This is a genomic window from Microvirga brassicacearum (assembly GCF_008757455.1).
Classification (GTDB): domain Bacteria; phylum Pseudomonadota; class Alphaproteobacteria; order Rhizobiales; family Beijerinckiaceae; genus Microvirga; species Microvirga brassicacearum.
Genome location: NZ_VCMV01000021.1, coordinates 1 through 22,982 on the forward strand (window position 1 = coordinate 1; position 22,982 = coordinate 22,982).

The 22,982-nt window shown below is 62.3% G+C and carries 18 protein-coding genes; 8 read left to right on the forward strand and 10 right to left on the reverse strand.

What is annotated here, in order from left to right; genetic code table 11:
- Window positions 1-4,193 (reverse strand): FG-GAP-like repeat-containing protein (locus tag FEZ63_RS13390; protein WP_150945239.1); only part of this gene is annotated, 4,193 nt, incomplete at its 3' end.
- Window positions 4,194-4,533: 340 nt separating this feature from the next.
- Between FEZ63_RS13390 and gspD the strand changes: the two genes are divergently transcribed.
- Both gspD and FEZ63_RS13400 read left to right on the forward strand, forming a co-directional pair.
- Window positions 4,534-6,564 (forward strand): type II secretion system secretin GspD, encoded by a 2,031-nt coding sequence (gene gspD / locus FEZ63_RS13395; RefSeq protein ID WP_150945241.1) that lies wholly within the window; start codon window positions 4,534-4,536, stop codon window positions 6,562-6,564.
- A gap of 61 nt (window positions 6,565-6,625) precedes the next feature.
- On the forward strand, window positions 6,626-8,410 hold the full coding sequence (locus FEZ63_RS13400; protein WP_150945244.1) for a calcium-binding protein: 1,785 nt from the start codon (window positions 6,626-6,628) through the stop codon (window positions 8,408-8,410).
- Window positions 8,411-8,489: 79 nt separating this feature from the next.
- On the opposite strand, the gene FEZ63_RS13405 is transcribed toward FEZ63_RS13400, so the two are convergent.
- Window positions 8,490-9,272, reverse strand: a complete 783-nt coding sequence (locus tag FEZ63_RS13405; protein WP_150945246.1) for a HugZ family pyridoxamine 5'-phosphate oxidase — start codon at window positions 9,270-9,272, stop codon at window positions 8,490-8,492.
- A 121-nt stretch (window positions 9,273-9,393) separates the two neighbouring features.
- Between FEZ63_RS13405 and FEZ63_RS13410 the strand changes: the two genes are divergently transcribed.
- Together FEZ63_RS13410 and FEZ63_RS13415 are read left to right on the forward strand one after the other, a co-directional pair.
- Window positions 9,394-10,689, forward strand: a complete 1,296-nt coding sequence (locus FEZ63_RS13410) for an amidase (protein ID WP_150945248.1) — start codon at window positions 9,394-9,396, stop codon at window positions 10,687-10,689.
- Between the two features lie 174 nt (window positions 10,690-10,863).
- Entirely contained in the window at window positions 10,864-11,196 is a 333-nt protein-coding gene (locus tag FEZ63_RS13415; protein WP_150945249.1) for a hypothetical protein, read from the forward strand.
- A gap of 67 nt (window positions 11,197-11,263) precedes the next feature.
- Here the strand turns inward: FEZ63_RS13415 and FEZ63_RS13420 are convergent, their stop codons facing one another.
- Complete coding sequence (locus FEZ63_RS13420) at window positions 11,264-12,082, reverse strand: universal stress protein (RefSeq protein WP_150945252.1); 819 nt, start codon at window positions 12,080-12,082, stop codon at window positions 11,264-11,266.
- Between the two features lie 254 nt (window positions 12,083-12,336).
- Between FEZ63_RS13420 and FEZ63_RS13425 the strand changes: the two genes are divergently transcribed.
- Window positions 12,337-12,807, forward strand: a complete 471-nt coding sequence (locus FEZ63_RS13425) for an aminoacyl-tRNA deacylase (RefSeq protein ID WP_150945254.1) — start codon at window positions 12,337-12,339, stop codon at window positions 12,805-12,807.
- 297 nt (window positions 12,808-13,104) lie between these two features.
- On the opposite strand, the gene FEZ63_RS13430 is transcribed toward FEZ63_RS13425, so the two are convergent.
- The gene (locus FEZ63_RS13430) at window positions 13,105-13,314 is read right to left on the reverse strand and encodes a cold-shock protein (protein WP_150945255.1); all 210 of its coding nucleotides are present in this window, start codon (window positions 13,312-13,314) and stop codon (window positions 13,105-13,107) included.
- Between the two features lie 607 nt (window positions 13,315-13,921).
- Between FEZ63_RS13430 and FEZ63_RS13435 the strand changes: the two genes are divergently transcribed.
- Entirely contained in the window at window positions 13,922-14,425 is a 504-nt protein-coding gene (locus FEZ63_RS13435; RefSeq protein WP_150945257.1) for a Ros/MucR family transcriptional regulator, read from the forward strand.
- Between the two features lie 140 nt (window positions 14,426-14,565).
- Here FEZ63_RS13435 and FEZ63_RS13440 read toward each other — a convergent pair whose 3' ends face one another.
- Complete coding sequence (locus FEZ63_RS13440; RefSeq protein ID WP_150945259.1) at window positions 14,566-15,264, reverse strand: sigma-70 family RNA polymerase sigma factor; 699 nt, start codon at window positions 15,262-15,264, stop codon at window positions 14,566-14,568.
- 392 nt (window positions 15,265-15,656) lie between these two features.
- Here FEZ63_RS13440 and FEZ63_RS13445 point away from each other — a divergent pair, with 392 nt between their 5' ends.
- Both FEZ63_RS13445 and FEZ63_RS13450 read left to right on the forward strand, forming a co-directional pair.
- Window positions 15,657-16,064, forward strand: a complete 408-nt coding sequence (locus tag FEZ63_RS13445; RefSeq protein ID WP_150945261.1) for a DUF1236 domain-containing protein — start codon at window positions 15,657-15,659, stop codon at window positions 16,062-16,064.
- 145 nt (window positions 16,065-16,209) lie between these two features.
- On the forward strand, window positions 16,210-17,265 hold the full coding sequence (locus FEZ63_RS13450; RefSeq protein ID WP_162419746.1) for a D-2-hydroxyacid dehydrogenase: 1,056 nt from the start codon (window positions 16,210-16,212) through the stop codon (window positions 17,263-17,265).
- Between the two features lie 307 nt (window positions 17,266-17,572).
- Here FEZ63_RS13450 and FEZ63_RS13455 read toward each other — a convergent pair whose 3' ends face one another.
- From FEZ63_RS13455 to FEZ63_RS13475, 5 genes are read right to left on the reverse strand one after another with little or no spacing between them, the layout of a single operon-like run.
- Window positions 17,573-19,096, reverse strand: coding sequence for a carboxypeptidase M32 (locus FEZ63_RS13455; RefSeq protein WP_150945266.1), 1,524 nt, complete (start codon window positions 19,094-19,096; stop codon window positions 17,573-17,575).
- 18 nt (window positions 19,097-19,114) lie between these two features.
- Window positions 19,115-20,119: an ABC transporter ATP-binding protein gene (locus tag FEZ63_RS13460; RefSeq protein ID WP_150945268.1), complete on the reverse strand. Its 1,005-nt coding sequence runs from the start codon at window positions 20,117-20,119 to the stop codon at window positions 19,115-19,117.
- On the reverse strand, window positions 20,071-21,090 hold the full coding sequence (locus FEZ63_RS13465) for an ABC transporter ATP-binding protein (protein ID WP_150945272.1): 1,020 nt from the start codon (window positions 21,088-21,090) through the stop codon (window positions 20,071-20,073). The genes FEZ63_RS13460 and FEZ63_RS13465 overlap by 49 nt, the downstream gene beginning before the upstream one ends.
- Window positions 21,087-21,980 carry an ABC transporter permease gene (locus FEZ63_RS13470; protein ID WP_150945274.1) on the reverse strand — a complete coding sequence of 298 codons (894 nt, stop codon included), beginning with the start codon at window positions 21,978-21,980 and terminating at the stop codon, window positions 21,087-21,089. Before FEZ63_RS13470 ends, FEZ63_RS13465 begins: the two co-directional genes overlap by 4 nt.
- Window positions 21,977-22,951: an ABC transporter permease gene (locus FEZ63_RS13475; RefSeq protein ID WP_150945275.1), complete on the reverse strand. Its 975-nt coding sequence runs from the start codon at window positions 22,949-22,951 to the stop codon at window positions 21,977-21,979. Before FEZ63_RS13475 ends, FEZ63_RS13470 begins: the two co-directional genes overlap by 4 nt.
- Window positions 22,952-22,982 lie beyond the last annotated feature (31 nt).

The following is a 22,982-nucleotide window of genomic DNA, read 5'->3' on the forward strand; positions in this document are numbered from 1 at the left end:
CCCTCCTGCAGGTCCCATTCCCGGCCGCTCACCCGCCCACCCGGCTCGTACACGGTCCTGAGATGGTGCGTCTGCGTGCCGTTGGCGCCCTTGGTTTCGTAGGTGCTCCGCACCTGGCGACCATTGCCGTCATAGCCATAAGAGATCGTCGCCGCCGCGTTCGCCAGGCTGATCAGGCGTCCCCCGTCGGGGCCGCTTCCGGGCGCCCCGTAGGTGCTCGTCGTCACCTCCGGACGCGGCATGTTGGCCCGCACGGTCTTGGTCTTGAGGCGGCCAAGATCGTCATAGGCAAAGGCGGTCTTCTCGCCGCGGGCGTCGGTCTGTTCCACCAGCTCCCCGGCCAGGTTGTAGCGGTAGTGCCACAGGCCCCGGTCGGGATCGTTCACCTGCATGCGCCGCCCCAAGGTGTCGTAGGTGTAGGACCAGGCGCTGCCGCGGGGATCGCGAACGCCAGTCATCCGGCCGAGCCCGTCATAGGTCATGGTGGTGGTCAGGAAGGCGCCGCCGACATACGGGCGATCCGCCTGGATCGTGCGGCCATAGGCATCCCGGTGGGCGCGCGCGACACGGGACAGCTCGTCCCGCGTCTCGATCAGGTCGAAGCCGACCGGGCTTGCCTTGTAGGCGCTCGTCACCATGGTCTGGTCCGGACGCGTCATCTTCACGACCCGGTCGAGACCGTCATAGGCAAAGCGCGTCAGCTCGCGCGGCCCGCCCGCATAAAACGGCAAGGTGCGGCTTTCCGGCTGCCCGCGCCGATTGTAGTCCACATCGACCTGGATGGCGTTGCCGGGCGCGCTGCGAAGCGTGCTCCGCACCCGCCCGTGCCCGTCCCGGTAGACGGAGGCGCTCAGCGTGCCGCCGCCCAGCGGCGTGACGGTCTCGATGCGCTGCCGGTACGGGTCGCCGATGTTGTGATAGTTCCAGGCGGTGGTCTCGCCGCCCGGCTTGACGACGGATTTAGGGCGGCAATGTTCGTCGTAGCCGTAGGTGGTGGCCTGGCCGGTGAGATCCTTGGTGCTGGCGGACTTGCCGCACCGGAAATCCCACTCTGCCGATCGAACCGTGACGCCGGCGGTGGTCACATTGGTGGGAAAGAGGTGGTAGGTCGGATCGAACGTGGTCACCGTCTGGCGGTTGATCTCATCCGTCACCGTGATCCGATTGCCGTAGGGATCATAGGTGGCAGCGCGGTCCGCATAGGTCCCCGCCTCTTTGAGCCAGCGACGGGTCAGGGTCAGATCGCCCTTTGCCGGAGGCATGGTTCCGCCCTGGCCGTCGTAATGGAACAGGGTTTGGGCAATTTCGCGATTCGAATCGACGGCGGTGCCCTCATAGACGCGCTCATTGGCGGGCCGTTTCACGATGTAGGCGGTCGTGTTCGGGTAGAACTTCCAGGCGGTGACGCGCTCGTCGCCGGAAATGTCGAGACGGCCATGCTCCTTGAGCTGAATCAGGTTGCCGTGGACCTTGTCGAACTCGCGCTCGACCTTGCGGGTACGTGATCCATCCACCAGCATGTCCGTCGTGGTGGTGGCGGTGTTGTGGGCCCAGTAGGGCGCGCTGCCGATGTTGACGGTCCAGGTCTCGTCGACCACGCGCAGCACCGGCGCGCTCGCACCCGCGCCGGCCCTGACGGTGAGCTTCTCGATCTTGCCGGCCGCAGCCACGTTCTGCAGAAACTGGTATTCGCGCACCGGGCACTGGGTCTCGCCCGTGATGCACGGCAGCTTCATGGTGACCGTCTTGAAGCCGTAGAAACGGCGCTGGCCATGGCTGTAAAACCCTCCCGAATAAGCAAACCCGGTCTTGGTGCGGCCGCCGCGACCGTCGTCGCGTTCGATGGAGGACACGCGCTGCAGCACGAACGGCATGCGATCGTTCGGCGTGGTCGAGGAGGGCTCGTAGGCGATGGTGGCGGTGCCGCCCCAGATGTTGGCGACGCCAGTGAGGAGGTCCTGCGGCACCCCGGTGGAAGTCCAGACCTTGTTGGTGAAGACATCGGTCTTGCCGTCGCCGTTGAAATCCCCCGCGCGTAGCGCGATCGGAAGCGGGGAGACGTTGGTGACATCCGGCAGGCTCCGGCGCACGAAGGCGGAGCCCTTGTAGCGCAGGATCGTGCCGCCGGCGGCATTAGGGGCTGAGGGGACGTAGACGTCCGAACGTCCATCCCCGTCGAAATCTCCCACCAGGGCGCCGGGGGCGGCGCTCGACAGGGCGGTCATCGGACCCTTGATCAGGATCTTGCCGTTCGACAGCATCACGCGGGCGGTCTTGTGATCCTTGTTCAGAAGGGTGACGTCGCTCTTGCCGTCGCCGTTGAGATCCCCGACCACGAGCTCCGCGACGGGCTCAAGGCCACCGGCGATGAGCACCTTCTCCTGCGCCTTGAATCTCTTGCCGGCCTTGTCCCACAACAGGATCGCCGCATGGGTACCCCAGACCAAGTCAGGCTCATGGCAAATGAGATCAGTGCGTCCGTCGCCGTCGAAATCGCCGGTCTGGACGAGGTAGTTACGCAGGGTATTGCAGAGCGGAAGTGCGCCCACAATGTAGCGCGGGCTGGGGGTGGATAAGAGCGTGCTGTCGAAGAAGATCTTGCTGGTTCCGCTACCCTCGAAATCGCCGGCGATGGCGCGGCCTGCGAGACCGCCATGGGGCAGGGAGAACCAATCAGTGGCGGTGAGTTGCGTTTTCCCGGCGATCGTATCGAGGCGGTAGAGCACGGCCTTCGTGCCGGTGACCGTGGTGCATTCATTCGTGTTCGTATTGCAGGTCTCGTCTGCCCAGGAGACGATCCGCATCACCTGCTGCCGGCCCAGGCCGAGGAAGTCGCCGGAAAGCCAGCGGTCGCCGCCCGTCACGGTATGACCGTAGGCGATGTTGGCAAGCCAAGCCGACGCATAGGCGCCTTGGGCCGGGTTGGTCGAATAGACGAAGGTGCATTTGTCAGCCGTGGACGCACATGTGTAGCCGAACACGTCGCTGCGCTGGTCGCCGTTAAGGTCGAGGACCAGGCGTTCGTGGCCGGCAGCGATGGTCGCGCCGGAAGCCCGGAAGCCGAGGGCGCTGGACGAATAAGCGAAGGTCGTCGCTGGCAGCCGCGCGCCGTCGGTAACCGTGCCGGTGGCGTCGATGACAACGTTGTTGCCGAATTCCTGCACGCTCGTTAGCCGGGCGGAGCCGGTGAGGGCCGAAATGTCGTGGACGAGCTTGTAGGCCCGCACCTTCTGGCCGCCGGTACGCACCAGGATGGTCTTCAGGCGGCCGGAAACCCGCCCGATGCTTCCGCCGCCATTGGCGATCGACATGGCGGGCGTTGACAGCTTGTGCCGGTAGAGGACGATCTCGGTGCCGTTATAGGTGATCCTGGTCGGATAGCAGACGGAGCCGGACGCACAGTGATAGCTGTACTTGACCACGTTTCCGTGCCGGTCCGTGGCCGAAGTGAGGACGAAAAGATATTTGTCCTTGAGGTTGGGGTCCCCGGAAAGGGTCGGGTTCACGAGCCCCGAAGCCTGATAGATATAGACGGTCCCATCCCGCGCCGTGATTCTCCAGCGCTTGGCACTGCCCGAATAGGCGAAGCGTCGATAGCTCTCCACCTTGGACATGCGGTTGCCCCCACTCGCGCAGCTCGGAGCCTTCGATGGCTTCGGGCAGGGCACGATCTCTTCCCCGTCGAGCAGGAAGACGTCCGTGTCGTCGAAGCGCGGCGTGCCGCGGCCCTTCGAGACGCGCACGATGCTCGAGATCCCATCCAACGACCATCCGGTGCCGAAAAAGCCGGCGAGCGGTCCGCCGGCTCTGAGGCCGCGGCCTGAATCGTAGACCAAGCGCAGCTTCGGCTCGAGGCCCCGAAAGCTCGGGACCGCGATGGGGATCGAAGTGGTGTAGCTGCCGCTATAGGACGCGTCCGGCAGGAGCGCCGATGTGTCGTCCACCGCCCCGGCGGCCGGCTCCGGGGTGGTGCTGGCGTTGGTGGTCATGGTGCTGGATTTCGCGGCACCAGACGTCGTGACGCTGGGAGCCTCGCCACCGGACGATGCCGATTCGGCATGGGCGGGCTCAGGAGCCGTGTCCTCGGGGGAAAGCCCACCCGTGGGATTCATCGGCACCGGCGGACCCGTCCGGCCCTCCGTATCCAAGGTCCCGCTGGCCGCCTCCGCCGGGTCCGCGTCGTCAGAGATCACGACATCCTCGGAAGGCGCGGTCTGCGCCGGCGTCTGCGCCCGGAGCGGAACCGTCTGGAAGAGACTTATGGAACCGGCGAGGCAAAACAGAAGGACGACAGGAGGAAAGAGGCGGAAGGCGGGCACAGGAAGTACACTTTGTGGTTGTGGGGCGGTCGAGGTCGATAATCCTAGACTGACACCGGCCAGCCGCTTTAGGTATCTTTACTGATATATCGTTGCTTTTATCCACAAGCTTCTGGCAACTCCGGATGGAAAACCACAAGCTACTCGGGGATGAGATAATCAGCCTACCGCCGGAAACGCGGGGCGCAGATTAGAATCGTCTCGAGGTACTTCAATGAAAGGCGCCATCGGCATTGCTGCCATCGCCGGGACGATCGCATTGGCGGGGTGCGCATCCCAATCTTCGTCACCCGACGGCGACGGCCGTTACAGTCTCCTGGGGCCGAATGCGCGATACCTAACCTCGGGGCGCCCGGAATTGGGGAGCGACGGGCCGATTCCCGCGAGCGGACCCAATCGGCGAGCCGGCTACACGGATCTCGGCAGCGAGGCGGCCGGAACCGGCGGCCAAACAAGCGAGCCGATCCTCATCACGGAGAACGGTACGAAAGTCACGGTGAACTTCGTAAACGCGGATCTGCAGGATTTCGTGCGCGTGGTTTTCGACGACGTGCTGAAGGAAAACGTCATCGTCGACCCTGCCCTGACCGGTCGGGTGACGCTCCGCACCACCGAGCCGGTGACGCGACAGGCGGCTTTGTCTTTAGTTCGCAACGTTCTCCAGCTTCACGGAGCAGCCCTGGTCAAGGCCGATGGTGTTTTTCGGGTCGCCAGTCGCGGCAATGGCTCGGAACAGGGACCGGTCGGCGAGAACATTCGCATCGTCCCGATTCGATTCCTGAAGGCGGAGCAAGCGCGTGCGGCCTTGCAGCCCTTCGCAACCGCCGGCACTCAGATCGTCGCCAGCACCGAAGGACGCTATCTTATTCTGGCCGGGTCCCCGGCCGACCTCGACCCGATGGCCCAACTCCTCGACACGCTCGATGTCGACCAGATGCTGGGTATGTTCTTTGCTCTCGTCCCGCTCAAGGATGCGAGCGCCGCAACCGTCGCCACGGAAGCAGCCCAGATGTTCGGAGGGGAAAATGAGGGCGCTTTCCGGGTGCTCCCGATTCAGAGAATGAACGCGGTCCTGCTGATGACCAGATCGACGGCAGCGCTCAAGCGCGCCAAGGATTGGGTCGAACGTCTCGACCAGACCGGCAACGACAGTCGGCAGATGAGGGTGTTTCAGATTCAGAACCGCCGCGCCGCCGACCTCGCCAAGATTCTTAGCGGAATGCTGGCCGGACAAGGCGGTCCCGCCGGCGAGGCTCCGTCCGGCAACGCAGGCGCCCTCGGCGCAAACGGCGCGGCAAAGATCGAGCCGGCAGCACTCAGCGCGGCTCACGAGCCCGCGAGCCCGGAGACGGGCCACCCCCTGCAGGGCGTCCAGGTCCGCGCCGATACCGCAACCAATTCGCTTGTCGTCATGGCGCGCCCTGAAACCTACGGGCTGATCGAGTCGGCGATCCGCCGGCTCGATGTCCTGCCGACGCAGGTCCTAATCGAGGCCACTATCGCCGAGGTCGGATTGAACGATGCCCTACGCTACGGCGTGCGCTGGTATTTTCAGCAGGGGGCCCATGGCGTTTCTCTCAATGACGGAAGCCCGAACCCCGGCGCGAACCTGCCGGGCTTCAACTACGTGTTCAACGTCCCGCAAGGGCGTCTTGTGGTCAACGCTCTCGAGAAGATCACCAACCTCGAGGTCATCTCCTCCCCAGCCCTCACCGTCCTCGATAACGAGACCGCGACTCTCAAGGTCGGCGATCAGGTTCCGATTGCGACGCGGTCCGCCCGCAGCGTCACGAACCCGGAGGCGCCCGTCGTCAACGAGATTGAACTGAAGGATACGGGCATCATCCTGACCGTCACGCCGCGCGTGAACGCGAGCGGTCTCGTCATGCTCGATATTTCGCAGGAGGTCAGCGATGTGGTTCCCACATCCACTTCCGCCATCGACTCGCCGACGATCCGGCAGCGCAAGATCAACAGCTCGGTCGCCGTGCAAAGCGGCGCTGAAATCGTTCTTGGCGGTCTCATCTCGTCGAACCGTCAGGCCGGCAAGGAGGGCATTCCGGGCTTGAAGGACATTCCGATCCTCGGTGCCGTTTTCACCAGCAATGCCGTCAACGATCGCCGCAAGAGCGAACTTTTGGTCATCATCAGGCCGACCGTGATCGCAAACCGCGTCGATCTGTTTCGTATCACCGAAGAGATCAAGGCAGGCATGACGGGAATTGCAAACATCAAGAGCCGCTAAGGCTCTTCCACAGGACGCATCAGCAGCACCCGCACTGTCAGCAGCATCAGAGGACCGACAAATGGCGACGATCACGTTTAACGCGAATGTGGACCCTAACAACGCGTTCCTGAGTATTCCGACCGAGATCGATTCTGTCGCGGCGACAAGCTCTACGGTCTTCGAGGTCGGAGACCAGCGGTTCACCCTCCTGCGGCTTGAGGGAACCGGCTTTACCTATTCGGCCCCGGGTGTGCCGAGCGCCGGTACGCTCACGGGCTTTTCTCTTTTGCAAGGAGGCATGACGACCGTCACCGTAACCGGATTGCCGTCTCTTCTGGCATTGCCCCAAGCCGAGGCTCTGCGCCTCGCAGGCGCTCCAGGCGCTTTGCTGAGATATCTTCTAGCCGGCAACGATGTCGCCGTTGGCGGAGTTGGCGACCAGGTCATCATTTCCGAAGGCGGCAATGACACGCTCGATGGAGGCGTTGGTGCGGATTATATCATCGCCGGCGATGGAGACGATCTCGTGATCAGCGGTCTGGGGCAAGGCCCAAGGGGCGGAGCGGCCGAGCGTTTGATCGGCGGCGATGGGACCGACCGGCTGGTCATCGATCGATCCGACCAGGCGCTCGCTTTCATGTTCGACATCATGGTCGATGACGTCACGGCGATGCTCGATGGCACGCGCCTGAGCGGGTTCGAACAAATGGAGTTTCGCTCCGGCCCCGGCAGCGATCAACTCGCCGGGGGACGTCTCGCCGATTTCATCAGCGCGGGTGACGGAAGCGATCGCGTCAGCGGCCGGGACGGCAACGATACATTGTCGGGAGGCAGCGGCGCAGACAACATCGACGGCGGAGCGGGCGATGATGCGATAACCGGCGATGAGGGCGTCGACGCTCTGGATGGCGGCGGGGGCAGCGACACCATCGACGGAGGCGCGCAAGCGGATAATTTGTCTGGAGGCGACGGCGACGATGCTTTGAGCGGCGGTGTCGACGCCGACAATGTCGACGGCGGATCCGGCAACGACCTCCTTTACGGCGGCGCAGGCGCGGACAACGTCAACGGAGGATCGGAAAACGATCTGGTCACCGGTGACGACGGAATTGATATTCTGGATGGGGGCGGCGGGAACGACACCATCGATGGGGGCATGCAGTCTGACAACATCTTCGGCGGCGACGGCGACGACATACTGATCGGCGGATTGGGTACGGATTATATTGAAGGCGGTTTCGGAAACGATGTTCTCGACGGTGGTGCTGGACCGGACGTATTGTCCGGGGGGCTAGGGAATGATCGCTACTGGGTCAATAGCGCGGGCGATACTCTGTCCGAGGCGACCCGCGAGGGATACGATTCCGTCTATACCTTTACGCACTACAGCCTCACCCCCACAGCCGCAATCGAGCTCTTGTGCACGGCAGATCCAAAAGGAAAAGCAGCCATTCAACTGAAGGGCAACAACTTCGCGAACTTCATTCAGGGCAATGCGGGCGCCAACATCATCAACGGACTTGGTGGAGCCGACAAGTTGAAGGGCGGACGCGGCCGGGACGTCTTTGTATTCGACACGAATTTGTCGAAACGTGCTGTCGACAAGATCATCGACTTCAAAGTGAAGGACGATTCCTTTCGTCTCGACCGAGATATTTTCAAGAAGCTCGAAGGTGATAAATTTTTAGACAAAAATATTTTCTATATAGGCCCAAGTGCAGTCGGCGCTGATGATCGGATTATTTACAATCCCAAAACCGGGGGACTGTATTACGACGAAGATGGAACCGGCAGCATGAGGGCCATTTTATTCGCAAAGCTTAAGAAAAACCTGAAGCTGACAGAGGCGGATTTCTATATCTGAGAAGATCTCTGAGAGAAGTGTCGACGCCTGAATTTGATCCCTGTGAGTGAGCCTAGATCCCCATGCGGTCCTCCTCAGATCATCCGGCTGGGCGGCTCGAATCTGCATCCTGCCTCGCCTGCTTTGCCAAGCTCACGAGCATCGGGCGCAGTTCCTCCCCGCTGGCGAGGGGGCGCGGGAAATTGAGCCGCAGGACCGTGTCACCCGAAATGAGTTGCGCGCCTTCCGGATCGATTGCCGTCAGCTTCCAGCGCCCGGGGGCGCCGCCGCAGAGTCGCGTCGCGTAGAGAGCCACCGCATCGGCGTGCTCAGTGTTCATGTGCTCGAGGGCATCCGCCTCCATGGCGGCGAGGTCAGCGAGACCTTCCATCGGCGTCAGCACGTCGGTGGCCGCCATGCGATAGGCGCGTCCGAAGCCGGCATTCAGGCTCGCGCCCTCAATTGCCAGCCGCCAGAATGCGAAATCGGGAAAATCGACGTACAACTCAGCCTTGGGATGATGCGCCAGATATCGCTGCCGTGCGCGCGCAGTCTCCGGTCCGTCGCGGTCGAGTTTGCGTGCCGTCGCTAGGAGGGTGAGACGGGGATGCGCCAGCGGATCGCCCTTGCCGCTTGCCGCAACGAGCAGGGAGCAGGCCGCGTCGGCTTCGAGCAATTGCGTATGCGTCGACAATTGAGACGTGAGAATGATCGGCGTCCCGTCCATTTCCGTGGCGACTGCAACGAGGCTGGCGAAAGGCATTCCGCTGATGCCGTCGTTCGTCGCCAAGGCGCCGGACCGGGCGGTGCGTAGCAGACGCTTCGCGAGAAGGCGCGCGTCGTCATCGACAGGCAAGGTCGGGTCTTTGGACGAAGGCATCATCGAAGTCTCCCTCGGGGGTTCTCGACTAGCATGCGCCGACGTGGGATGACCAGCGAGCACCGCGGTGTCACAATTGCCGTCCTGCTTGCCCTCACCATCGCCTGATCTAACCGGGATGATCATGAACAACGTCCGAGACAGACTTGAGACCACGTTGGCTCGCCTCGATGCGCGCGCCCGCGACGAGCGCGTTTTCGTGCGCCTTTATCGACAAGAAGCACGAGACGCCGCGGATGCGGCCGATGCCAGATTGCGGGCCGGCAGCAGTCTTGGACCGTTGGACGGCGCCGTCGTGTCACTGAAGGACCTTCTCGACGTCAAGGGCGAGCCGACGACGGCTGGTTCGATGGTATTGCGGGACGCCGATCCGGCACCCGAGGACGCAACCGTCGTGACGCGGCTTCGCGAGGCGGGCGCCGTCATTCTCGGCAAAACCAACATGGTAGAATTTGCGTATTCGGGGCTCGGCATCAACCCGCATTTCGGCACGCCGGGCAACGCGACGGATGCGAGCCGGGTCCCCGGTGGCTCCTCCTCCGGCGCCGGCGTGACGGTCGCAGAAGGAACCAGCGACATCTCCATCGGCAGCGACACGGGCGGATCGATCCGCATCCCGGCAGCGCTCAACGGCGTGGTTGGCTTCAAGCCGACGGCACATCGCGTGCCGCTCAAGGGCGCTTTTCCGCTTTCCTACACTCTCGATTCCCTCGGCCCGCTCGCCCGCTCGGTTGCCGAATGCGCTGCCGCCGACGCGATCATGGCGGGAGATGCGCCGCTCGCCCTTCGCCCCTACCCGCTCGCGAATCTGCAGATCGGGATCCCCCACGGACGATTGTTCGAAGGCGTCGAGCCGATGGTGGCGAGTGCTTTCGCGAAGGTCATGACGGCTTTGTCCAAGGGCGGCTCGCGGATCGTCGATTTCTCGATCGAACCGTTGCTGCAAGACATGCGCGAGGCGACCGCTGCCGCATCGATCGCGTCGATCGAGGCATCCGCCGTTCATGCGGACTGGATCGACACGCGAGCGGACGATATCGATCCGCTGGTGCGAAAATCGATCGTTCGAAGCAGCAGCATTCCCGCACCGACCTATATCAGGATGATCCGGCGCAGAAACGAGCTCGTCGCCGCGATGAACGAACGCCTCGCCCACATCGATGTGTTGATGCTGCCGACAACCCCGGTGACAGCGCCTGAAATCGCGCCGCTGCTTGAGGATGTCGAACTCTATCACCGGACAGATTGGCTTCTCCTGCGCAATCCGATGGTGGCCAACTTGTTCGACCTCACCAGCATCACGCTGCCGATCCCCGGCACGGAGCGGCCTGTCGGCCTGATGCTGATGGCGCGACACGGCGGGGACCGCCGGCTGCTGGAGATTGCCGCGGCTGTCGAGAAACTCCTCGCATCGACGTAGCAGAGTTACGAAGCCGCCGCTTGGACGTTTATCCACCGGCAAGGATTCACATCGGGCGCCGACACCGGTAGAGTGAATCAGGTCACCGTGGAGGTGAGGTCGAGGTGGTCGTGCCGCAGGCATCCGAACCACCGTCTGCCAGAAAGAGGATGTGTCAGCTCAGGAGAGTTAGCGATGCCGCTTATGACCGAAGCCTTGGACGAAGCCATCGAGGCGATCGAGGTGATTCTTGGGCAGCTCGAGCGAACACCTGATAGCGAAACGGGTCTCGGAAATCTGCGGGCGCAGATTCTCAGCATCCTGTGGCTGGTCGAACGGGATCCGGGAATTGAGGCGGCGGCAGACGATCTCTTCAATGCGTCCGCGGCTGTCGTTCGGGTCGTCGACGATGGCGATTCGGGCGTTCGGCACAAGCGCATCATGAACGAAGCCAACATGCGTTTCCGCGAGAGGTTGCGCTCGGCAATCCCGAGCCAGCAGGCGCTGAAACTCGGGCTGACGCGATAACGGTGAATTTAGCCGGCGACCGAGGGGAATAGCCGGCGCGGGGGATGCCGGCCAGCCGAGTCCGAGTCTAATGCGCCATCATCACCGGGAGCGTCATGGAATGCAGCACATTATGGGTCGTGCCGCCGAGGATGATTTCGCGCAGCCGCGAATGCCCATAGGCTCCCATCACCAGGAGGTCGGCATCCACATCTGCGGCGTAGGACAGCAGCGTACTGGCGATATCCATGTCGCTCGCGATGTGTTTCGCTTCGGCCCCGATTGCGTGACGTTTCAAGTGCTGCACCAGCTTCTCGCTTGAGCGACGCCTGAATTCAGTTTCGTTCCTGTCCACTGTCAGGACCTCGACGGTCCCCGCGAGCGCAAGAAGCGGCAAGGCATCTCCGGCCGCGCGCGCAACTGTCGGCCCGGCATCCCACGCAATGAGAACCGTGTTGAGCTGCGGACGCACGGCAATATACGGCACGATCAGCACAGGCCGACCTGACTCGAACAGGACCGATTCGATCGTCGAGGATGTATCAACGCCGTCAGGGTCCGGCTGCCGCAGAATCGTGAGGTCGTAGTACCGCGCCAGTCGCCCGGCGTCCCGATCCGCGTCTCCTGTGGACGTCTTCCAAGCCAGCGTTTCGACGGACAGGCCCCGAAACTTGGCGGTTTCCGCAACACCCTGAAGCACGCTCGCCGCTTCCTGAGAGGCTTCATCCCGGATGCGGTCGAGCCAGGTTTGGGGCAATTCCAGCGAAACGTGCAGTGGCACGTCAGGCTCGATCACGAGGGCAGATGCGGTCAACGTGGCGCCGCAAGTCTCCGCGAGCCAAAAGGCATAGGGTGCGCTCGCTTCCGTGCCTCGACCGACGATGTTCAGCAAGTCCTTGATGGCCATGACGATCTCCTGTCAGGCTCGACGCGTCCTCTGTTCCGTCGCCGCGCCGATTCGGCTCATCGGTGACACAAAATTCGGTCTTTGTAGTGGTGGCGCCGTTCCGGCCGCCCCGAAATCAGGCTCCCCTCCCGACAATTGTCGGTTTCTCATGGCGGGTGTAGCATTCACCGGTGATCCAGCAGCCGCGCGTCCCGACGGCCGCCTGTCAAGCGCCGTCCTTCCCGCGCAGGTTTAGGCGCGCCAGGAGGTTCACCATGGCCATCGCACCCAGACTACAACGATTTCTAGCCGACCAAGGCGTCCAGTATGACGTGGTCGCGCACGAGCCGACGATGTCGTCCCTCGGCACCGCGCACGCGGGGCATATACCCGAAGATCGCCTGGCAAAGGGCGTCGTTCTCAGCGATGGCGATCGTTATATGATGGCAGTGTTGCCCGCATCCCACCACCTGAGGCTGTCTGACCTGCGGGTGGAACTCGGGCAGGAGGTCCATTTGGCGAGCGAGGCGGAAGTGGAAGAGATTTTCACCGACTGCGTCCGTGGCGCAATCCCGCCCGTGGGTGAATGCTATGGGCTCGACGTGATCATCGACAACAGCCTGAACGAACACTCGGACTTCTATATCGAAGGCGGTGATCACACGACGCTTGTCCACATGACAGGGTCGGAATTTGCCCGGTTGAACCCGCAGGCGCAGCACGGCTCGTTCAGCGCGCGCCAATGAGGCGGACGTAGGCGGCGGTAGGCGAGGTAGACGGAGTTCGGCGGCCTCACGCTCCGGCTTGGCCGAGTCCCCGCGTGACAAGCGCGCGAGCCGCTACCGCGTTCGTCGAGCCGGATCGCGACGATCCTCAGCGCACGAAGTGCTGCGGTCCCCCAGGCAATTACAGCAGAGAGCGTCCGGCAGACCGTCGGACTGCCGGCGGCGGGAAGCGCCGATCGGGCAGAGGCGCGCAATCTCAAGCCGCCCCGAGGGGCGGCTTGAGAGCGAGGCGCCAGGGTGCTGGCGCCCGCAGATTAATCAGGCTGATTGCAAATTGGTGGCGGATTCTTTGCCGGACCGGCGGTCCTGCTCGACCTCATAGGAGATCTTCTGTCCCTCGACCAAACCGCGCATGCCGGCGCGTTCCAGAGCGCTGACGTGCACGAACACGTCCTTGCCGCCTGTGTCGGGCTGGATAAATCCGTAACCCTTTTGGTCGTTATACCACTTCACCGTACCAGTAGCCATTTGATGTCTCTAAGCCCTTATTTATGCGTGACGCGCTATACCGTGCAGTGTTTGGCATTCAGGTCAAGAGTAGAACACTCCGATTGGCGTCATTCTCGCGTGTTCCGGGCGGCTGGCATGTGCGAGGGGACGCCAGCTGGTCGAACCCCTCGCCTGAAGCGAACCATGGTGGTTTTGGCGCCGTCGTGCGGAATCGGCCGGGTTGCTGGCGCCCGGGAGCATGGAATTCCCGCGGGTCGCCCTGTGCAGGTGGGCCTCCCGCCCCCTCTCCCTCGCTCCCTTCCGGAAAGCCACAGCCGGCAACTCGTGGGAACACCAGTTGGGAAAGAACGGGGAGTGTCGTTGAAGTCATTTTTTCTCTCATGGACTGTTATTTCAATGAGGATCTTGTTGGGTTGATGCCCGGCAAGCGGTATTGCTTCTTGTCCCGCAGCCCCTTCGTTCGTTTCCCCAAGAAAAGGTGAAGATGGCCAAGCCGGAACGGCAGGCGTGTTTCTCCGAGGTTTAATTCCGGCTTTAATTGAAAAGACAGCTGAACAACGGCTTGACCGCATGCGATGATTGGAAGATGTAGAATTCTTGGCCCGAAGATGAACTTGGAAATACGATGAACGTACTCGAACCGCAGATGCCCGACCTCACGGAACTGACCGCCGACATTGTTTCAGCCTACGTGGCAAACAATTCTGTGGCGCGCGGCGATCTCGCCGAAGTCATCCTGTCCGTCTACGGGGCCCTTCATAATCTTACGGCGCCGGCACAGCCCGCTCCGCCCAAGCAAGAGCCGGCTGTCGCCATCCGCAAATCAGTGACCCCCGACTTCATCTTCAGCCTTGAGGATGGCAAACCTTACAAGACCCTGAAGCGTCATCTTGGGATCCTCGGAATGACCCCCGCGCAGTACCGCGAGAAATGGGGCCTCCACTCCGATTATCCGATGGTCGCGGCAAACTATGCCAAACGCCGGTCGGATCTCGCAAAGAGCCTCGGTCTCGGACAAATCCGCAAGAAGGCCGCCGCCCCCAAAGCCTCCACGCCGGACAGCGTGAGCAGCCCTGCCGCAAAGGCCAAGGGCCGCCCTGCCGCCAAGAAGGCGAAAGCCAAGGCGTAACGGCGAGGATGACCCGGGGCACGATCCTCCTGGGTCGCCTCTCCGTGAGCGGTCGCGAATTCTTGAAAACCCGGTTCGTCCAATAGGCCGAGCCGGGTTTTCTTATGTTGGGCGGCCGGAACTTGAGTCGACGGCGGATCCTACGCGCTTGCCTCCGACGGCCCAGACGCTCCGTCCTCGACCAGGCCCATCAGAACCGCGAGCCGGGTGCGCGCCCGGTTGACCCGGCTCTTCACGGTCCCCACGGCGCAATCGAGAGCCTCGGCCGCCTCCTCGTAGGTCAGCCCGTCCGCACCCACCAGCATGATGGCTGCGCGCTGCTCCGATGAAAGTTGTGCGAGGGCGGATTCGAGATCCTTGATTGCCAGCCTGTCGTCCTGATCCGGAATGGTGACCAGGGTGGCGGCATGGTAGCCGTCGGCATCCTCCACCTCGCGGCCTTTCGATCGGTGAGAGGTGAAAAAACTGTTCCGGAGGATCGTGAAGAGCCACGCCTGCATATTGGTGCCTTCTTCGAACCCTTCTCGGCGGCTGAGCGCTCTCAGGACCGTGTCCTGAACCAGATCTTCCGCCCGATCGGCGTTTCGTGTCAGCGAGATCGCAAACGCTCGCAGCGACGGGATGCTGGTCATGATGCCGTCGATAAAGACCTGGCTGACCGGCTCCTGATGGGCGCGAATGATCTGACTTGTTCTGGCGATCAGTTGAGCAAGGTGTCGTGGCACGCGCTGGTCCGACGGGTCGCCGTAAACGGCGCGCAGCGCCTCGCCGAGGTGGTCCTGCACATACCGACTTAAGGAACCAAGCCTTATGGCGGGAAAGTCCGTGTCGCTCGTCATGATCGTGGATCCGAGTTCTCTACAAAGGTTCTTCGCCGTGATCGCCGCGCCGCGACAGCTGCCGTCCTTGGCTCGGGTCAGCCCCCGCAACCCTGACAGTAATTTAGGTTTATGTGACCACGTTGAAAAGATTCCAATGAGTTTCTCACTTAAAGTCTCGAGCCCGTTGGTCGTCTGCATGCTGCTCCCGCGGTCCCTCTCGTGAGGCATTCACGGCGAGCGCAATTCGTAGAGTATCGATGATGCGGGCTGATCCATCGATTAATAGTATGTTCATGTGCTGTTAATGTAATCGGGTTCTGATTCCGCTAAGGAAGCAAAGCTGATCTGAACCTTTTGGGAGCCACGTTGTTCTGTCTCTCGGAATATGTCTGTTCCGCTAGGAGACGAACATGTCGAAGAAACTTCTCATGGCTGTTACGGTTGCTTGCGTTGCCTCAACGGGTGCTTTTGCGCAATCGGGTGGCGGCGTCGCCGCAGGTGCAACGACCGGCGCGGTCGGCGGAGCGGTCATTGGCGGACCGATAGGCGCTGCAGTCGGCGGCGTCGCCGGTGCGATCGTCGGCGGGATCGCCGATCAGCAGCAGCCGCAGTTCCGTCAATACGTGGTGACGCAGAGGCCCGCGTCCTATGCCTATACCAACGAGGTGAGCGTCGGTACGGTGCTGCCTGCGGATGGCGTGACCTATTACGAGGTTCCGGCCGAATACAACGTGCAGGGCTACCGCTACACCGTCGTGAACGACACACCGGTTCTCGTCGAACCGGGGACGCGCCGGATCGTTCAGATCATTCCATAATCAGAAGCCTCATCGTGTCCGCCGCGTCGGCGGAGGCGGACACGATGACATCCTATCCGATCACCTTGCGGCCGACGCTTCTTGTGGGGAGTCTTATGCTCGTGATACTCCCGGGGTCATCGCCCGCCGGATGCAGTCCTCGATCATGACCACCACCCCGCACACAATTTTCATCACCTCCTTTCTCGAGAACGAGCATGTCGAGCGCATTCGAGCCGTGGCGCCTGACCGCGTCGAGGTGATTTTCGAGCCCGATCTTCTTCCGCCGGCGCGCTATCTCGGAGATCACGAGGGAGATGAGAGCTTCCGACGCACGAGCGAGCAGGAAAGCCGTTGGCGTGACCGGCTTTCAAGGGCCACCATCCTGTGGGATTTTCCGGCAGGCTCCGAGACCGAGCGCGGCCTGGCACTCGCGCCGAATGTCGGATGGGTGCAGACCACAAGTTCGGGGGTCGGACAGCGCGTTCATGCACTCGGACTTGCCGACAGCGATCTGATCGTCACGACCGCCCGTGGCGTTCATGCGGATGCGCTTACCGAATTCGTCTTCCTCATTCTCCTGGGCCACACGAAGAATCTGCCGCGGCTGCTGCGCGACCAGACACAAAAGCGTTGGGATCGTTATTGCGGCGGAGAGCTATCCGGCAAGACGATTACGGTTGTTGGGGCCGGTCAGATCGGCGCGCGCATCGGCGCGATCGCGCGCGCGTTCCAAATGAAAGTGATTGCCGTCGTCAATCGACCATCACCGGACCGTCGGGGCGAATTGTTCGCCGATGACGTGGTGGGTCAATCGGACCTGCAAGGCGCTGTGGCGCAGGCTGACTACGTCGTGCTCTCGACACCCCACACCCCCCTGACCGATCGGATGATCGACCGGGATGTGATCTCGGCCATGAAACGCGGGGTCGTTCTGGTCAACATCGCCCGGGGCCGGGTCGTGGATGAAAAGGCGATGATCGACGCCCTGAAAGACGGACGGATCGGATTTGCCGGCCTCGACGTCACCACCGTTGAACCGTTGCCACCGGATTCACCCCTCTGGACCCTTCCGAACGTCCTGATCAGCCCCCATTCCGCCAGCACAGCGCCGAGCGAGAACCGGAAGATCACCGACATTTTCTGCAGGAATATCGCACATTATGTGGATGGCGACCTCGAGCGGATGATCAACCTGCTCGACAAGCCGCGCATGTATTGAAGGCTAGGCGAACACTCAAAAACGCGTATTCGCGTATCGTCCGGACTTTCGCCGGTTCTGTGCTGCGAAGCCGACGGACGAGCACAGTGGCGAAAAAAGGGGCAGCGGTGCTGTCCTTCTCATCTTGCAAAAGCATTGCCCGAAAACTACCTATTGGCCTGCAGCACGGCGATTGGCGTCGCGGTGCTGTTGCCCTTCTTGGGCGTTTCCTCCCTAAACTTCGGGCCGCTCGCAAGGGCGGCCTTTTTTCTGGCGGGGCTGCGCCGTCCGAAAATGAGGCGGCAAGGCCAAGGCACCTTATCCAAGTCTAGGTTGCGTATTTGGCCCGCAGGTATTCGAGATATGGTGCAGGGTCGAGACTGCGGCCGGTTTCCCGTCGGAGCAGTTCGTCCCGCGTGAAACGTCGCCCGTGCCGCCAGATCCTTGTCCTCAGGGAATCCGCTAGTCCGGTGTAGTCCCCTGCGGCGACTTCAGCATCGAGCGAGGATTGATCCCGGCGCAACGCTTCCATCATTTGTGCCGCCATCACGTTGCCGATCGTATAGGTCGGGAACGAGCCGATATAGCCCGTCGACCAATGGACGTCCTGGAGCACGCCCCTGGAATCATCGGGAACGTCGAGGCCGAGATCGCGCTTGATCGCAGCATTCCACGCGGCGGGCAGATCAGTCACGGTCAGTGAACCGTCCATCAATGCGCATTCAAGCTCCACACGCAGCATGATGTGGAAATCATAAGTGAGTTCGTCGGCCTCGACGCGGATGAAGCCTGGCTCGACCCGTGTGACGGCGCAATAGAACTCTTCCGCGCTTACATCTCCGAGTTGATCGGAGAAACGGCGTTGCAATTCCGGAAAATGCAGGCGCCAGAAAGTGCGGCTCCGCACGACGTGGTTTTCCCATAGGCGCGATTGCGATTCATGCGCCCCAAAGCTCGTGCCGCCAACCGCGTAGAGCCCGATAAGATCGGTCGCGAACGTGGTGCGGGTATAGGCCGGATCAACTCCTTGTTCATAGAGGGCGTGACCCGTCTCGTGCGCGGTACCGAACAGCGAGGCCGGCAGGTAATTTCTGCTGTAGCGGGTCGTGATCCGCACGTCGTCCCGCGTGAATGAGACCTCGAAGGGATGCACCGCGGTGTCCAGCCGCCCCCGCGTGAGATCATAGCCGAGCTTTCCGGCCATGCTCAGGCCAAATGCACGCTGCTCGGCTTCCGGGAAATCGCGACACAAGAAGTCTGATCGGGGCGCAGGCCGCGACCGGGCAGTCTCAAGGATTGGTTGCATGCCGGCTCGAAGAACATCAAAGAGCCTTCCAAGGCTGGCTGCAGTTTCACCTGGCTCGTAGATCGACACCATGGCGTCGTAGGGGTGCTCCCTCCAGCCGATGCAATCGGCATAGGCGCGCGCCAACGCTACCGTTTTCTCAAGATGTGGCGCGAAAATGGAGAAATCGCTTTTGGCGCGAGCTTCGATCCAGGCCGATTGCGCCATCGTTCGAAGGGCCGCGCGCTCCTGTATCAGGGAGGCTGGCACACGGCGGTGATGTTCGAAGGCCTGCCTAGTCTGCGCGACCATCCGGCGCTCGGCCGCGTCCGGCGCCGATGACTCGACCGACCTTTCCGCGGCGGCGAGCGCGTCCGCCGTCTCGGCAGAAAGCAGAAGGTCGCGGGCGACGCGAGTCAACGTGGCGATCTGGTGTCCACGGTTTTCGGCGCCACCGGCCGGCATCATCGTGCGTGAATCCCATGTCAGCACCGATGTGGAATTCAACACATCGTTGACGGCCGCGACACGCTCATTCAGCGCGGCGAGAGGAGTTTGCTGTATCATGATTGCCGATCCAGGAAGTCAGCCGGTTCCGCCGGTATTGAGGTGACATGCCGAAAGGCGACCTTCACCGACCGGCAGCAAGGCGGGAACCTCGTGTCTGCAGCGCGGCCCTGCGAAGGGGCAGCGCGGATGAAAATGGCAACCGGCGGGCGGGTGCAGCGGCGAAGGAATTTCTCCGGCGATCGGCCGGAAATTCTTTCGGCCGACACCGACCCGCGGCACGCTCTCGAACAAGGCCCGCGTGTAGGGGTGGTTTGGCGCCGCATAAAGTTCAGGCGTCGGCGCGAGTTCGACGATGCGACCGAGATACATGATCGCGACACGGTCGGAGACGTGCCGCACAACCCCCAGATCATGGCTGATGAAGATGGCCGTGAGGTCGAGATCGCGCCGCAGGTCCATGAACAGGTTCAGCACCTGCGCCTGAATCGAGACATCGAGCGAAGCTACCGGCTCGTCCAGCACCAGGAGATCCGGCTTCATGGCGAGGGCACGCGCAATCGCGATGCGTTGACGCTGTCCACCCGAGAACTGGTGCGGAAAACGGCGACGATAGCTTGGGTCTAGTCCCACGCGTTCAAGCGTGTTCGCCACATAGGCGTCGGCGTCGCGCGCTCTTACGATGCGATGGGCGACGGGTCCTTCACCGACCGTATCGCCGATGCGCATGCGAGGGTTGAGGCTCGAGAACGGGTCCTGATGCACCATCTGGATGCGCGTGGTGAGCTTGTCCGTACGCCGGCCCTTCTCGCGCGCCACCGGTCCCTTGTCGAACAGCACTTTGCCGTCGCTCGGTGTGTAGATCCCGGCAACAATCCGTCCCAGCGTGGACTTGCCGCAACCGGATTCGCCGACCAGACCGACCACCTCGCCCTTGCGGACAGTCAGGCTGACATCGCTGACCGCGCGGACGATTTCAGTCGTGCGCCCGGCCCCGAGCAGACCCGCGATGCGCTCGCCGATGCTCGGACGCTTTATGAAGCGTTTTGATACGTGGTCGATGTCGAGGAGAGCGGCTGACATGAATCGGGCTCAATCGGATAATGGCAGAGGGCGGTGCGTCCGTCTTCGAAATGCTGGACAGGCGGTGTGGTGTTGCAGGCCGGCCCCGCTTTGAAACAGCGAGGCGCGAAAGCACAACCCGGCGGCAGATTGGCAAGCGACGGCGCCGAGCCGGGAACTTGCGGCAATCGCTCGCCCGGTTCGTGCTCGGCCGGCACGGATGCGAGAAGACCCGCGGTGTAGGGATGCCGCGGCGACGCGATGACGTCCGCTGCCGCACCCGTCTCGACCACGCGGCCCGCATACATGACGCAGATATCATCGGCGAGGCTTGATACGACCGCGAGATCGTGCGTGACCCACACGAAGGCGGTGCCGGTCTCGTCTGCAAGGCGGCGCACTTCGGCGAGAATCTGCCCTTGAATCGAAACGTCGAGGGCTGTGGTCGGCTCGTCCGCGATAATCACGGCCGGCTTGTGCAACAGCGCAATCGCAATCGCCACGCGCTGGCGCATGCCACCGGAGAGCTGGTGCGGATAGGCGTCGAGGCGTTCCTCGGGACTAGGGATGCCAACCGTCGCAAGCGCATCGCGGGCGCGGCTCCGCGCAACTTTGCGCGAAACATTATCGTGGGCGCGGACCGCCGCGATCATTTGCGTCGACACCTTGAGCACCGGGTTCAAGGTCATCATCGGGTCCTGGAAGACCATCGCGATCTGCGCGCCCCGGACGCGGCGTATCTGCTCGCCTTTGAGCTTTGTCAGATCGACGCCGTTGAGCAGCACTTCGCCGCCCGCGATTCGCCCCGGCAGCTCGATGAGGCCGAGAATGGAATAGCCGGTGACGCTTTTGCCCGAACCCGATTCGCCAACGAGGCCGAGGATGCGGCCACGGCCAACCTCGAAGGTCACGCCGTCGACGGCCTTGACGATGCCGGCGCGGACTGCGAACTCGGTTCGCAGGTCCTTGACGCGAAGAACTGGCTCACTCATCGGCTGCGCCTAGGGTTGAGGACGTAGCGAACCTGATCGCCCACGAGATTGATGGCCACCACCGTGAGCATCAGGGCGATGCCCGGGTAGATCGAGATCCAGTACCGGCCCGAAAGCAGAAACTGAAAGCCGTTGGAAATCAGCGACCCTAGCGACGGCTGGGTCAATGGCAGCCCCAGCCCCAGAAACGACAACGTGGCCTCCAGCGCGATGGAGTTCGCAACCTGCACCGTCGCCACCACGATCAGGGGCGGCAGCGCATTGGGCAACAGATGGCGAAACAGCACCTGTCGCGCAGGCAACGGCGTCGAGAGCGCGGCCTCGATATAATCCTTGCTGCGTTCGGCGCTGGCCGCCCCGTGCGTGGTACGCGCAAAGTAGGCGTATTGCGCCAACGTCAATGCCGTCACGAGTTGCGGCAACCCCTGTCCCAGCATGGCAACGAGCACCAGGGCGAGCAGGATCGCCGGTAGAGAAAGCTGGAGATCGATGATGCGCATGATCACCGCCTCGATCCGTCCACCGTAATAGGCGGCCATCAGGCCGACCACGCCGCCGAGCAGCAACGCGAACGTGCCCGCAAGGACGCCGACAATGAGGCTCGTGCGCAGGCCAAAGAGAATGGCCGAGAAGACATCCCGTCCCGCAGCGTCCGTGCCGAGCCAGTGAACATAGCCGCCCGACCCGGTTTCGCCCGGCGTCAACCGCGCATCGAACAGATCGAGCGTTTCCTGGTTGTAGGGATCCTGTGGCGCGATCAGCGGCGCGAAAATCGCCATCAGCACGACCGACACGATGATGATGAGCGCCGCCAACGCGACGGGGCTCTGCTTGTAATCCTGCCAGAAGTTGAAAAGCCTGCTCCAGCGGGTTTCGGGGGCGAGGCTCATGATGCGGCCCTCACGCGGATGCGGGGATCCAGTTGGCCGTAGATCAGGTCGACGACGAGGTTGATCAACACGAACAGAAATACCACGAGAATGAGATAGGCGACCATCACCGGACGATCGAGGACGGTGATGGAATCGATGATGAGCTTGCCCATGCCGGGCCAGTTGAACACGGTCTCGGTCACGACCGCGAAGGCGAGCGTCGAACCAAGTTCAAGCCCAAAGACGGTGACGATCGGAATCGAAATGTTTTTCAGGACGTGAAGTCCGACGACCTTGCGCTCGGAAAGGCCCTGAGCGCGCGCGAACCGCACATAATCGGAACTCATCACCTCCACCGTGCCAGAACGCGTCAGGCGAATCAGAAGTCCGAGCTTGAACAGCGCGAGATTGAATGCCGGCAGGATGATGTAGCTCAAACCCTCCATCGACCCGATGGAAAGCTTCATCCCGAGGAAATCGGTGACCGGCCCGCGCCCGCCCGATGGCAGCCAACCCAATTCGACCGCGAAGGCCATGATGAGCAGCAGGCCGACCCAGAAGGTCGGCACGCTGAAGCCGAGAACCGACAGGCCCATGATGAATTTCGACGAGATCGCATCGGGCTTGTAGCCGGCCCAAAGGCCGAGAGGAATGCCGAGCAATGTGGCGATCAGCATCGCGCTGACGGCCAGTTCGAGGGTCGCCGGCATGCGCGAGAAGATCAGTCCTATCACCGGCAGCCGGTAGATGAAGGATTCGCCGAGATCTCCTCTGAGCATATTGCCCATGAAGATGAAATATTGCTCGATTAGCGGCCTGTCGAAGCCGTAGCGCTGAATGAGTGCCTCACGCAACGCTTGGTCGGACGCGGGATCGATCATCACGTCGATCGGATTGCCGATGGCGTAGACGCCAACGAACACGATCACCGACATCGCGATGATCACCAGAAGCGCCTGCAGGATGCGCTGAATAAAGAAGCCGATCATACTTGCCCATGCGGGGTTGAAGACACGTCAG